This window comes from Flavobacterium galactosi (assembly GCF_048158585.1).
Classification (GTDB): domain Bacteria; phylum Bacteroidota; class Bacteroidia; order Flavobacteriales; family Flavobacteriaceae; genus Flavobacterium; species Flavobacterium galactosi.
In genome coordinates this window covers 99,098-113,747 of record NZ_JBLNKV010000005.1, presented here as the reverse complement: position 1 = coordinate 113,747, position 14,650 = coordinate 99,098, and the positions used below count along the sequence as shown (strand labels likewise).

Sequence of the window (14,650 nt, the reverse complement as noted above, 5' to 3'; positions counted from 1 at the left end):
AATTTTTAATATAGTGGTTCTACCGGAGAAGATGTAAAACATTTTTAAGTGTAGTATCTTTTTTTAAGCATGTTAGGAATTTAAGGGCATGCATTATAAAAGCATAAAAATGATTTTATTTTCACAAAAAAACCAGAAGAACCAATATAATATTAAGAGTTATAACGCATATTTTAAAAGATGTTTTTTAAACTTGTAACCCTTGCTATTTTTTATCTTCCGGCTTTTTTGTCCATCTTTCTCTTAAATAATGAGCTGCCATTTTTGGTTTTCTGTCCCTTGTGAACACTCCTTTATAATTCATCCCTCCAAATCGTATAACCGACTGTCCTGTTTTAAAATCAGCAAAAGCCCATACATGCATCCCTGCCACAAAATCTTTTGTATCTGCTACATCAAGATATGCCTTAATAAACTGTACCTGATATTCTTCAGTAAACATCTCTGCCTGATCTGCATGCATTCCGGGAAAGGTATCCGCTCCAAACTCAGTAATAACTATTGGTTTCTTTAATTTACTATATAAATCATCTAATTCATCGCTAAGCATTTTAGCTCCGGTTTTAATATCACCCTGATTCGTATACCAACCCCAATAACGGTTAATACATACTACATCAGATAATGCCAGCCATTCTACCGGTCCCCCCATTACTCCAACAAGTACTTTTAGTCTGGTAGGATCTAATTTTTTTACAAGGTCAAGCAATTCTTTAAACAAAATCACTGATTGTGGATCTGCTTTTTTCACATCTTTAGGGGACATATTCATCACTTCTGGAGTAGGTTCATTAGCCACACTCCACATCACAACTGATGGGTGGTTTTTATCTCTTGCAATCAGTTCCTCGATGTACTTTTTACAGGCAATTTGTCTCAATCTTAATTCTTCTTTGTCTCCGTGGAAATACAAACCAACAGCTGGAATTTCATTGATGATTAATATCCCTTCTCTATCGGCCATATTCATATATTCTTCATCGTATGGATAATGTGAGGTTCTGTAAGAGTTAGCACCTACCCATTTCAATAAAGAATAATCTTTTATAATTACCGGGTTTGCCGTAGCTCTTCCAAAAACAGGAAAATCTTCATGTTTGCCAAATCCTTTTAAAAATACAGGTTTTCCGTTTAAAAGTATTTGTTTATCATTAGTCGAAATGGTTCGTACCCCGGTCTCCAATTCATAAGTGTCGATAACGCGACTGGCATCACTGATACTAACGGCAACTTTATAAAGGAATGGATCTTCTGTTGACCAAAGTCGTACTTCAGGAATTTTAACAAGTACATTTGCAGTAGTACCATTTAGAACAAATTCTGATTCGTATACTTTGTTATTTCCAGAAATAGTAACTTTACCCTTAGTCGCTTTTCCTTCTGTATCTACTTTTACATTAACAGAACCAGTAGTGTTTTCAAATCCTGTTTGTACGGTAATATCCTTAATATTAGCATCGGACTGAACGCTATATAATAATACATCACGCTGTAAACCCGCATAAGGGAAAAAGTCAAAATTAGCTTTTGGATTACTATTGAACATTCCTCCGGCTACACCTCCTCCAGTGGGAACACGTGTTGGTTTTAATATGTTCTCCAATTGAATCGTTATTCTGTTTGCTACATTCCAATTTATAAGTGCCGATATGTCAAAAGCAAAAGGCAAATTCCCTCCTTCATGTGCGCCTACCGGTTTTCCATTAAGATACACTTTAGAAGCATAGTTAGCCGAACCAATTCTAATATAAATTTTTTGTCCTTTCCAAGAACTTGGTATAAATACATCCTTCTCATACCAGGCAGTTCCTAAATAATCCCTACTATCGGTAAACTGATCGTTCCAGCTTCCCGGAACAGCTATAGAACGGGTATTAGGCAAACCATTCTTCCAATTTTGTGCTTCTCCAACATCGAGTGAATCTTTCTGAAATTTCCAAATCCCTGAAATATTCTCTTTATTTCTGAACTCATTTTGTTGCGGAAATAAAGCAATATCTTTGGTTTCAGCTGTTTTAAAATCCTGACCGATCGCCTTAGTAAACGAGGCAAACAGAATCGCTACTAATAAAATTTTAGTTTTCATAAATAATTTAATTTGTATTAATTTAATCCTTGTTCCTTCTTTATTTAAACACCGCTGTTTATAGTAAATCCACCATCAACCCCAATATCCATTCCGGTTACAAATTTAGAGGCATCACTTAACAACTATACCAAAGCGCCGCATAATTCTTCGGGTTTCCCAAAACGCTTAAAGGGTGTTTGCCTTAAAATTGAATCCGCTCTATCGGTATAAGACCCGTCCGGATTAGTCAGTAAGGTACGATTTTGCTCCGATAGAAAAAAACCGGGTGCAATAGCGTTTATTCTTATGGAATCATGATACCTGTTGGCCATCTCAACGGCAAACCATTTCGTATAGTAATCGATAGCTGCTTTACCCATGCTGTATCCCAAAACCCTGGTTAGTGCCCGTTTAGAAGCTACTGACGAAATATTGACAATAGCGCCATTTCCCGTCTTAGCCAGACTGGGACCAAAAACCTGATTCGGTAAAATAGTACCCCATAAATTAAGTTCCATAGCCTTTTTCATTCCTTCAATGTTCAAATCGAAAACATCCCCTTCCGGACTTAACACTCCTTCCGGAACATTACCGCCTGCACCATTGACAAGACCATCTATTTTACCATATTTGCGAATGATTTTTTCTTTAGCTTCCTCTAATTGCGATTCTTCAAGAACATTTACTGCCAAAAATAAGGCTTCGCCTCCATTCTTACGTATTGCTTCCGCCTGAGTATTTCCTCTTTCTTCATTCAATCCAAATATAATTACAGTACCGCCAGCCTGAACAATTGCATTTACAAAATGACTTCCCAAAACACCTGTTCCTCCGGTAACCACGATCACTTTATTGTCAAGTGAAAAAATATTCTTTTTGATCATTGTATTAGATTTTAATAATTAAAACGAAACAACAAATTGTTTCGTTTTAATTAAATAACTTTTAGTATCCCGTATTTTGGTCTAAAACGGCATCTTTATTCAAATCAATTTCCGTTTTAGGAATAGGCAATAATAAATTAGTGGCTTTAATTCCAGTAATTTTTTGACCTCTGCCCACTACTCTATTTACAAGTTGACCCGTACGCATCAAAGTCATCCTGCGATTTTCTTCAGCCAGAAGTTCTCTTGCTCTTTCATCAAGAATAAAATCTATTGTAATATCAGCAGCGATAACGGGAAGGGCATTCGCACGACTTCTCAAAATATTGATAGTTGAGGCTGATTCTATAAGTTTTCCTTGTTTAAACTGTGCTTCTGCTTTTAGCAGGTAGGTCTCTCCCAATCGCATGATAATGATATCTTTTATCATAGCCTGTCCAAAAGGATCACTTGGATTATATTCATTCCACTTATTCGTTTGAGGCACAATAAATCGCTGGGTATTAACCGATGGATCATTGATATCTACTTTTTGTCCAAACTTTGCAAAAGCAGGGTCGTTATAGTAATAATTTCTTCTTAGGTTGTACTTTGAATTTCTCATATCACCTGGAGCATAAAGACTGTTCAATACCCAATCCGTCAAGGCAATCCTGCTGATTCCTCTTCCTCCCAAAGAATCACAAAGCAACATTCCTTTTTGTTGATGATAGCGAGATCCCCAAACTCTTCGGTATTGTGGAGATCCTATTTCATCCACTGCGCCTACAGGCAAACTTGATCCAGTACCTCCTATTACTGACGATGGGTTTTCAATCTCTAAAACCCAGATTGCTTCTTTATTTCCTTGAGATCTCCTTTGGTTACCATAGATAAACATATCGGCAAATGCATCACCAGGCTGACCTGCTTTTACACCGTATCTTTGTTTTACCAAACTGAAATCACCGCTATTTATAATCGCATCGCAGGCTGCCTCTGCAAGACTGTTTTGTCCCATTCTCAAATAGGCTTCGGCAAGTACCTGAGAAGCCATTGCTGAATGGGCTCTTGAATACGTTTTTCCTTTTACATTACCGCTAACATTATTGACAGTAGGTAAATTTGTTTTAGCAAATAGTAAATCATCTACAATAAGCTTATTCAATTCTGCTAGATCTGCTCTTACAAAATCAGTCTTTGCTCCACTAACAGGAACGGTAATCAACGGCACTTTACCAAAAAGAGTTACCAGCGTATTATAAGCTAATCCTCTGTAAAACTTAGCCTCCGCCGCAATCTTATCTTTAGCAGCTTGAGTCAAAACCGTTTCAGGATTCTCAGTAGCTACAATAATTGCATTTGCATTGTTAATAATTTTATAGGCCCATTTCCATGCATACAATACTGCCGGATCCGTAGAAGTAAGATTCGCATAATCAGTAAAAGGAACAGCCCATGGGTCCATGTCAGCCGGAGACTTATTATAGGCCACATCAGTACCAATTTGCCAACAGGCCAACCAGCCCTGACCTGTCGCATTAGCTAAATTAAAAAAGGTGTGCCAGGTTGAATATTGGTTTTGCAAACCAACCAGGGCCGCATCTAATCCCAACGCATCATTGAGTTGTGTAGGATCATAACTTGAATATAATTTTTCATCTAAATAATCATTCTGACAAGAACTAACCCCCATTACAATCAGAAGGCTAACCATATATATTTTATTTTTCATTTTTTGAAAGTATTAAAAGTTATTACTTATTTTAAAGTGATATTGGTACCTATTGTAAAGACAGAAGTCAAAGGATAACTATTCGTGTCATTCGCTAATCCTTTATCAAAATCAGCCTCTGGATCCCATCCAAACCATTTGGTCCAGGTGACAAGGTTTCTACCGCTCATATAGATTGTTAATCCTCCTAAATGTAATTTATCAAGTACTTTGGTATTGGCTACATAACTTAGAGTTACATCTTTTAACCTTGTATAGCTGGCATCTTTTGGATAATTATAATCTCTTGTATTGGTATAAGAAAGTGCAGGTCTTGAATTATTCTGATTTGCTGCTGTCCAATATCCTATTCCTCCAGGTAAATTTTGTCTACCTCCATAATCTCTGTAATCCAACAAGTTATTGCTTTTACTAATTCCTTGTGCGGTTTGAATGAAAACATTTAAATGGAAATCTTTATAATGGAACGTATTGGTAATCCCTCCTGTCCATTTTGGAGCAGTCTGACCTAAAACAACTCGGTCATTCGGAGTAATAGTTCCGCTTCCATCCGTATCGGCAAATTTTAGATCTCCCGGTTTAGCTGTAGGATCTACTCCTGCAGGATTTTCTCCTACCTGCCATACGCCTACTTGTTTGTAATCATACACCACACCTATTGGCTTACCTATGAACCATCTATTACCGACGTCATCTTTTTTATCTCCGTATAAATCAACAATTTTGTTTTTATTAGTCGCAAAATTCGCACTGGTCTCCCATCTAAAATTTCCTAGGTTAAGAACCGTAGCTTTTAGCGAAATCTCCAACCCTTTATTAGACACTTCTCCTAAATTTTGTAATACCTGGCTATAACCCGTTATAATCGGTATTGCACGCAACAACAATAAATCTTTAGTATGATTGCTATACCCATCAATAGTTCCTGAAATTTTTTTGTCGAACAATTCAAAATCTAACCCCACATTGGTTCCAAGGGTACTTTCCCATGTAAGATCTTTATTACCTAATACATTAGCTACAACACCTACGGTACTGACACCATTGAAAGGCAATCTGACAGTACTTGCAGTGGATGAGGTCACGTTTGGATTTATCGCCTGATTTCCTGAAAGTCCATAAGAAGCTCTTAATTTCAAATTAGTGACAACATCTGAATTTTCTAAAAACTTTTCTTTCGAAATATTCCAACCCAACGCTACCGAAGGAAACAAACCATATTTTGAAGAGTTAGATCCAAAAGCGGAGTACCCATCTCTTCTTGCTGTAGCGGTAAATAGATACTTACTGGCATAAGAGTAATTTAATCGTAACATTTGCGATAAAAGATTGGACTTATATCCCTGAGAACTTGCAGACGTAGATGATGCAGTCGAAAGGTTATTGAAAGTCAACTGATCATTAATAAATCCTGAAGCGGTTGTACTCGACGAAAAGAAATCCGTTTGTTGTGCACTGTAAAGTCCGGTAACCCCTACAGTGTGATTTTTCCAGCTTTTGTTATAATTAAATATATTCTCAACGGTCATACTTCTGGTCTCGCTATTTGACACCAAAGCGGTACCTAATAAATCCCCCGTACTTCTGCCTAAATAACTTTGAAACTGACTCGGAACCAAAGTATAGCCTACATTTAATTTGTATTTAAATCCCGGTAAAAAATCTGGGGTTAAATCAAAAAAAGCATTCGCTGTAATATTTTGATTTCTGTCGTTACGCGGGCTACTCAATCTGACCATTGGGCTTCTGAATACCAGTTCTCCAAACATTGGATAGACTTCATAATTCCCATTTGCATCATAAAGAGAACCATAAGGACTCATTCTACCCGCTAAAGTTAAATTTGTATGACCCCCATCATAATTGTTGTTTGTCAAAAATATATTTACTCCACCATCTAAATAAGGTGCTATTTTGGCATTAATATTTGATCTAATACTCCCACGTTGAAAGTCATATCCTTTCAGAACTCCTTTTTGCTCCAATAGATCCCCTGAAATATAGTACTTAACACTTTCACTACCTCCAGAAATACTCACATTATAATTTTGAATTTTCCCAAGCTGATCCACCTGATCCATCCAATCGGTAACTACCCCATTGGCATAGTTTTGTTGCTCAAAAAGATTTGGTAAAACATTCTTATCCGCTGATCCGGACTGCGTTTTCCAGTCTGCATATTTTTGCACATATTCAGCTGGTCCCATAGGATTTATTCTATTAGAGAACGTTTCAATACCGGTATACGTGTTGAATTTTATAACAGGTTTTCCTGTTTTTCCTTTTTTAGTAGTAATCAAAATAACACCATTTGCCCCTCTGGTTCCATAAATCGCAACTGCCGAAGCATCTTTCAATATTTCCAATGATTCAATATCATTCGGATTAATATCGTTCAAAGATCCACCTGTAGTACTAAATGGCATACCATCCAAAACAATAAAAGGACCTGTAGCAGCACTGATAGAACTCGCCCCTCGAATTTGAGCGGAAGTTCCGCTTCCAGGAGCAGAAGAGCTCTGAATAACATTCACTCCGGCAACGGCACCTTGCACTGATTGCAGCACATTGGTAACAGGAAGTTGAGAAAGTCGTTCTTTAGATAAAGAAGTCACAGACCCCGTCACATCGGACTTTTTCTGTGTACCGTACCCTACAACAACTACTTCATTTAAAGTGTTATTAGTGGGAGTTAGTTTTACATCAATAGTAGTTTGATTACCTACTGCAATCTCTTTCTGATCGTAACCAATAAAAGTAAATATTAATGTAGCACCTGTATTAGCCTGTATTGCATACGTCCCTTCAAAGTCAGTAGCCGCTCCATTATTGGTACCTTTAATAAGAATAGAGGCCCCGGGTAGTGGTTGATTATTTTCATCTACTATTTTACCTGAAATTTTTACTTTTTCAGATTGGCCATAAATAACAGCAGAGAAAACTAAGAGACACATCAAAATAGTTTTTTTCATAATTTTTTTTTGGTTAGAAATTAATTTATTTTTTTGATTATTTTTATTAACTAATGCTAATTATTAAATCTTTTGCGTGTAGGCACACGTAATTTTTTTAAAAAAAAGCATTTTAGCAATACCGTGTGCGCAAACATAAGTCTTATTTTTTAATTAAAAAATAAAATTTATAATTATTCTCAAAAAAAACACATAAAATTTAATTATGTGTTTTTTTAAATATAATTACATACACTATTACCTATTAATTTAACTATTTCTTAAAATGACACTTTTATTTCGTTAAATAAATCAAAATGATAAGAATGATCTTAAAAAAGTCAAAACAAGGCTATACCTGATTTTATTTATTAAAAACATTTAATAATACTAGAACTAATACAAAAGACACACCTCCTATACGGTATAAAAGTTCCTTAATCATTTAAAGTAACACTGGGGAAAAAAATTCCGGCAGCGCATATTTGAATTACAAACAAAGCTATTAGAAGGCAAAACTGAAAATCGAAAATCCATACAAAGCGACCGCTTTAAAAAACCTTATATGGGTTATTAACGTATCTGTAATAAATTGTATTTATTCCCTATAATGATTTCTTTAATGGGGAAATAAGAATAGGGAAATAAAAAGGGTGAAATAAGAAGTCATGAAGAAGCTGAAAACTAAATTTTAAACAAATAATCAACAGGGCTAAAAAAATCTTTTAAAGTACTATTTAAATAATACCACTATTGCACTCAGAACAAGGACGGCACACTATCAAATGAAACACTATCTAATGCTATTGAAAAAAAGGGATGAGTACAAAGCACGAAAAGGAAATAGTTTAGATGATGTAGTTATGGAAAACTGCTGCGGAATGTAAAAATCAGAATCATTGAATATCATGAAATTTACCGCTATAAAAACGTCAAAACCAGAAAATAAATCATCTCTCAAATAGTGTACTAATGAAAAAACAACATTGAATTTAAACGAAATGAGCCCGATGCAATATCGGGCTCATTAGTGTCAAAATTAAGTATATATTTTTCTAAACTTTTGGACACAGTCAAGAAATCATAGCAGAATATAGCATTACAAATCCTGTATAGGAGCATATTTAGGAACTAATAGCTTCATTATCGACCAGGCTAATAAATAGGCCGTTGCACAAAAAACAAATACAATGGTATAACCCGTCTTAATTTGTCCTAAAGCCTCAAAATGATCAATTAAAGCACCAGCTGTCTTCGTAACAAGAACCCCGCCTATCCCACCTGCCATTCCTCCAATTCCCACTACAGAACCTATAGTTTTTTTAGGGAACATATCAGATACTGTAGTAAAAATGTTAGCAGACCATGCCTGATGTGCTGAAGCTCCTAAACCAATCAATAGTACCGGAATCCAAAAACTAATATGTCCGAACGGTTGTGCCAATAAAACCACCAGCGGAACTATTGCAATTAGTAACATCGCTTTCATTCTTCCGTCATAAGGCGTAAAACCTTTATTAATAAAATAAACAGGAAACCAACCTCCTCCAATACTGCCAATCATTGTCATACTGTATAAAACCGCTAAAGGTAAAACGATAGCGGTATCCACCATGTTAAACTCTGCCTGTAGATATTTTGGCAACCAAAATAAAAAGAACCACCAAACACCATCTGTCAAAAATTTCCCAACTACAAAGGCCCAGGTCTGACGGTACCCTAATAATTTAATCCAGGCAACCTTCTCTTCTGTTTCGATTATCTGAATAATAGTAGGATCATTTTCGCTAGCTATATAATCAAATTCTTCTTTGGACAACTTCTTTTGATTTTCAGGTTTTTCATATAAAGCATTCCAAAATAAAATCCATATAAAACCTATTGCACCAACTGCGATAAAAGCACTTTGCCAACCCCAATGAACAGCAATCCATGGAACCGTTAGTGGTGCTAATATAGCACCAACATTTGAACCTGAATTGAATATACCGGTTGCCAAAGCACGTTCTTTTTTTGGAAAATATTCAGCAGTGACTTTAATTGCGGCCGGGAAATTTCCTGATTCACCAAAACCTAAAACCGCTCTGGACACCATAAAACCAGCAATTGATATTGGAACTGCACTAATTCCTACCCAAGCCAAAACATTCGTAAAAACACTTCCGATAGCTATTGAATACGCGTGCATTATCGCTCCGATTGACCAGATAGATATCGCTAAAATATACCCCCATTTTGTCCCTAATTTATCGATAATCCTACCCGCAAAAAGCATGGATATTGCATAAATAAATTGAAATACTGCGGTAATATTAGCATAATCACTATTGGACCAATTGAATTCCTTTGATAAGCTAGGCGCCAATAAACTGAGCACTTGTCTGTCTAAATAATTGACGGTAGTAGCAAAAAATAAGAGCCCACAAATGGTCCAGCGATAATTTTTAATTTTAGTGTTCATCTATGGTTATTTTTAAATAGTGTAAAGCATTATTAAAACAAATATTCTCAACCATTTTACCAATGAAAGCCATATTATCAGGAAGTAAACCTTTTTCCATTTCATCCCCAAGTACATTGCATACTATTCGACGGAAGTAATCATGACGAGAAAAAGACATAAAACTTCTTGAATCGGTAACCATTCCGACAAATCTGCTCAGCAATCCAAAATTAGATAATACATTCAACTGATTTTCCATTCCTTGCTTTTGATCTAAAAACCACCAAGCAGCTCCATATTGCATTTTACCAGGAATTGGCCCCTCATTGAAGTTAGCCACCATCGCTGCCACCATCTCGCTTTCACTCGAATTGAGATTGTAAACAATCGTTTTTGTCAATCCGTTAGCCCGATTAAGTGTATCGAAAAATCGAGACATTTTTTCGGCAGTATTTGGAGATCCAACAGAATCAAAACCGTTATCAGGTCCCAGCTCCTGATTCATCCTACTATTATTATTTCGAATAGCTCCCACATGGAACTGTTGTGTCCACGATTTTTCATTATTCATTAATGCTAATTTTATAAGCATTGCTGATTTGTATTTGTCTATTTCTAAATCACTAAGTTTTTTCCCTTCTCTTGCTTTATCAAAAATTGCAGCAACCTCATCTGCTGTAAAATCTTCGGCATAATAAGTTCCATGCCCATGATCTGAAACACGACAACCCATTTCGTGAAAGAAATCATGACGAAACTGAATAGCATTCACAAAAGATTCAAAATTATTGATAACATAGCCAACACTTTTTTCAAGTTTATCAATCCAACCAATAAATTCTGCTCTATTTTCAATATTAACAGCTTTATCAGGTCTAAAAGTCGGCACAACCGTTATCTCAAATTTATCGTCCTGAATTTTTTTATGATAGCGTAAATCATCTGTGGGATCATCAGTTGTTCCTACTACTTTTACATTCATTTTACGCAATAAATTTTTGACACTAAAATTTGGAGTCTGCAATAAAGCTGAACAGGCATTAAAAATAGTTTCCGCATTTTCGGCATTTAAAAGTTCCTCAATTCCAAAATAATTTTTTAACTCCATGTGTGTCCAATGATACAAAGGATTTCTTAAAGTATATGGAACTGTTTCTGCCCACTTTTTGAATTTCTTCAAATCAGTAGCATCACCTGTAATGTATTTTTCATCAATTCCGTTTGCTCGCATAGCTCTCCATTTGTAATGATCCCCTTCAATCCACATCTGGGTGATATTTTCAAACTGGCGATCTTCGGCTATGTCTTTTGGAGACAAATGATTGTGAAAGTCTAAAATAGGTTGCGTTTTAGCATACTCTTTATAAAGCGTAATTGCTGTCGGACTATTTAACAAAAAATCGTCTGAAATAAATGGTTTTTTAGACATAACTATTTTAATTAAATAGACTTTTTTCAATTCCCATTTCTAGACCTCGCAACTCGGCAAGACCTCTCAAACGACCAATTGCTGAATAACCTGGATTTGTTTTTTTATTTAAATCATCCAACATCTGATGGCCATGATCTGGTCGCATTGGAATGATTCTTTTCGTTTCTTTTTGTTTTTTTAGAATAGATTTTACCACTTCATACATATCTACATCACCTTCTAAATGATTGGCTTCATAGAAATTCCCTTCTGCGTCACGTTGGGTACTCCTAAGATGAATAAAATTCATTTTATTCCCATGACGATCTATAATACCTGGCAAATCATTTTTAGCAATAACCCCGTAAGAACCCGTACACATACAAAATCCATTTGACGGTGAATCAATTGCATTTAGTAATTGTATTAAATCTGCTTCGGTACTTACTACACGAGGTAAACCTAAAATTGGATATGGAGGATCATCAGGATGAATAGCCATTAAAACGCCTACACTATCGGCTACTGGAATGATTTCACGCAAGAAATAATATAAATTTTCTTTCAATTTATTGGCATCAATACCATCATACCCTTGTAGTACTTTTAAGAAATCTTCAACAGTATAAGATTCTTCTGCACCTGGCAAACCAGCAATAATGTTTTGTTGCAATTTTACTTTATCCGCATCGGTTAACTTTTCAAAAGTAGCTTTCGCTTTTACTTGCTGCGCTTCAGAATAAGTAGTTTCTGCTCCAGGTCTTTTTAAAATAAACAATTCAAAAGCAGCAAATTCATTGATATCAAAACGCAAGGCTTTAGAGCCGTCTGGCATTTCATAAGACAAATCGGTTCTAGACCAATCTAAAACAGGCATAAAATTATAACAAACTATATTAATTCCACATACCGCTAAGTTTTTAATACTTTGCTTGTAGTTTTCTATATATTTCAAATAATCACCCGATTGTTTTTTGATATCCTCGTGAACTGGAATGCTTTCTACAACTGAAAAAGTTAATCCTGCAGCTTCCACTTCATTTTTTCTCTTCATGATTTCATCCACTTCCCACACTTGTCCATTTTTAATATGGTGTAAGGCAGTAACAATTCCGGTTGCACCGGCTTGTCTAGCGTCAGATAATTTCACAGTATCATTTGGTCCGTACCATCTCCATGTTTGTTCCATTTGCTTAAATTTTTTATATATTATTAGTTACTTTATTTATATACTTGATACTCCAAACCCACCATCTACATTGACACTGATACCGGTAACAAATTTTGAAGCATCACTACACAACCAAATTAAAGTTCCGCTCAAATCATCTGGTATACCGAATCGTCGCATTGGAGTCTGATCAATAATTTTCTCTCCTCTGGCTGTCAAACTACCATCCGATTCTAATAACAGCGCTCTATTTTGTGCTCCAATAAAAAATCCCGGAGCAATGGCATTAACACGTATTCCTTCTCCAAATTTAGTAGCCATTTCAACAGCCATCCATTTGGTAAAATTATCGACAGCAGCTTTTGATGCAGAATAGCCTACTACACGAGTCAAAGGACGTTGTGCCGAAGCGGAAGATATATTGATAATTACTCCTTGTTTTTGTTTAGCAAAAACTTCTGAATAAACTTGTGTTGGTAACATTGTACCAATAATATTTAGGTTCAATACCTTTTGTAAATCTGCCGTTAGCATATCATAAATCGCCTTGTCTGGAGCAATAGTAGCACCTGGCATATTTCCTCCTGCAGCGTTAATTAAAATATCAAGGCGTCCGTATTTTTCTATAATAAAATCTCTTACAGCTTCAAGGGAATCCTTGTCTAATACATTGGCTACTACAGAAAAAGCTTGTCCTCCATTAGCGTTAATTTTATTCACTACAAGATCTGCTTCTGCCATGGACAATCCCATTATCCCTGTAATTACACCCGATTGTGCCAAAACTTCACCCATGTGACCTCCTAAAACCCCTGCGCCTCCGGTTATTAAAGCGACTTTTCCTTTTAAATTAAATAAATCATTCATGTTTATATTATTTATTGATTTTTTATAGATTGAATTAAACTCAAAACTGCAGTGGTATTATTTTCGATAGATTGATAGTCCTTTTGATCCATCAATGTTTTACTGATAAGTTTACTCCCCATACCCACAGCACAAACTCCTGCCTCATACCAAGCTCCAATACTCTTTTTAGTAGCATCAACTCCGCCTGTAGGCATAAATAAAAGATTTGGAAAAATATCTTTGATACTATTCAAAAATTCTATTCCAAGTATGTTCCCGGGAAATAATTTAATAAATCGTATTCCAGCATTTTCAGCTGCAATTATATCCGAAGGTGTCATACAACCTGGCCCATAAAAAATATCTTTACTTAGTGTATATCTTGCAATTTCGAGAACAAAACCTGGGCTTATTATAAAATCAGCTCCTGCTTGAAGATATTCTTTAGCTTGGTTTAAATTTTTGATTGTACCAATACCAATTAACAAACCAGGCATTTCTAAATTTCTTAATTTAACAAGTGTTTTAAAATTATTTAAGGCTGAATCTCCTCTGTGCGTATATTCGACCGCTTTTATTCCTGCTTTATAGATAGCTTTAAGCACTTCAACACTTATTGTTTCATCTGTATTAAAATACAAAGGCAATATTCCCTGTTGAATAATGGTATCTGTTACTTGTTGGATATTTTTCATTTACTTATGTTTATATCTTAATTTTTATTACTAATTTTTTAATTTCTCCGGCTCCAATCATGGGAGCGTGAACATCCTCTGGAAAAAAAATGACAAATTGACCTTTTGCTAATTCGAAAAAAAGATCAGGTGTGTCACTAAAAAATCGTACATCTTTTTCCGGATTATAATCGCCATTAGGTATTACACATTTCTGTCTGGGCTTCCAGCCAAAATTTTCTTTCCCTTTAATACAGTACTGAATATCAATATTCTTATCATGACATTCAAATTTCGACAAACCAGTTTCTTTAGATACGCTCTGGAATGTTGCTACGAAAGCCGTTAAATTTTCAAAAGTACCAACAGGACCAGCTGCTGCTTTTTCAAGATCACTATGGCCCTTGATAAATTCGAAGGCTCCCTTAAAACAAGGATTTATATTAAAATAATTGGAAGCATTTTCTAAAGTATCTATAATCATA

The 14,650-nt window shown here is 35.4% G+C and carries 10 protein-coding genes; all 10 read right to left on the bottom strand.

The window, feature by feature from the left end; all coding sequences use genetic code 11:
• Positions 1-205: 205 nt before the first annotated feature.
• The 10 genes from uidA to ACM55M_RS11900 all read right to left on the bottom strand — a co-directional run bounded on the left by uidA (position 206) and on the right by ACM55M_RS11900 (position 14,649).
• Complete coding sequence (gene uidA / locus ACM55M_RS11945; RefSeq protein ID WP_416857890.1) at positions 206-2,086, bottom strand: beta-glucuronidase; 1,881 nt, start codon at positions 2,084-2,086, stop codon at positions 206-208.
• Positions 2,087-2,211: 125 nt separating this feature from the next.
• On the bottom strand, positions 2,212-2,952 hold the full coding sequence (locus tag ACM55M_RS11940; protein WP_416857888.1) for an SDR family NAD(P)-dependent oxidoreductase: 741 nt from the start codon (positions 2,950-2,952) through the stop codon (positions 2,212-2,214).
• 61 nt (positions 2,953-3,013) lie between these two features.
• Complete coding sequence (locus ACM55M_RS11935) at positions 3,014-4,666, bottom strand: RagB/SusD family nutrient uptake outer membrane protein (protein WP_416857886.1); 1,653 nt, start codon at positions 4,664-4,666, stop codon at positions 3,014-3,016.
• A gap of 26 nt (positions 4,667-4,692) precedes the next feature.
• Complete coding sequence (locus tag ACM55M_RS11930; protein ID WP_416857885.1) at positions 4,693-7,638, bottom strand: SusC/RagA family TonB-linked outer membrane protein; 2,946 nt, start codon at positions 7,636-7,638, stop codon at positions 4,693-4,695.
• A gap of 1,078 nt (positions 7,639-8,716) precedes the next feature.
• A complete protein-coding gene (locus tag ACM55M_RS11925) occupies positions 8,717-10,078 on the bottom strand; it encodes an MFS transporter (protein ID WP_416857884.1) in 1,362 nt (453 codons plus the stop codon).
• On the bottom strand, positions 10,068-11,489 hold the full coding sequence (uxaC, locus tag ACM55M_RS11920) for a glucuronate isomerase (RefSeq protein ID WP_416857883.1): 1,422 nt from the start codon (positions 11,487-11,489) through the stop codon (positions 10,068-10,070). Before uxaC ends, ACM55M_RS11925 begins: the two co-directional genes overlap by 11 nt.
• 7 nt (positions 11,490-11,496) lie before the next feature.
• Positions 11,497-12,660 carry a mannonate dehydratase gene (uxuA, locus tag ACM55M_RS11915; RefSeq protein ID WP_416857881.1) on the bottom strand — a complete coding sequence of 388 codons (1,164 nt, stop codon included), beginning with the start codon at positions 12,658-12,660 and terminating at the stop codon, positions 11,497-11,499.
• A gap of 36 nt (positions 12,661-12,696) precedes the next feature.
• Positions 12,697-13,509, bottom strand: coding sequence for an SDR family oxidoreductase (locus ACM55M_RS11910; RefSeq protein WP_416857880.1), 813 nt, complete (start codon positions 13,507-13,509; stop codon positions 12,697-12,699).
• An 11-nt stretch (positions 13,510-13,520) separates the two neighbouring features.
• A complete protein-coding gene (locus tag ACM55M_RS11905) occupies positions 13,521-14,186 on the bottom strand; it encodes a beta/alpha barrel domain-containing protein (RefSeq protein ID WP_416857879.1) in 666 nt (221 codons plus the stop codon).
• Positions 14,187-14,196: 10 nt separating this feature from the next.
• A complete protein-coding gene (locus ACM55M_RS11900) occupies positions 14,197-14,649 on the bottom strand; it encodes a NanQ anomerase/TabA/YiaL family protein (RefSeq protein WP_416857878.1) in 453 nt (150 codons plus the stop codon).
• Between the last annotated feature and the right edge of the window lies 1 nt (position 14,650).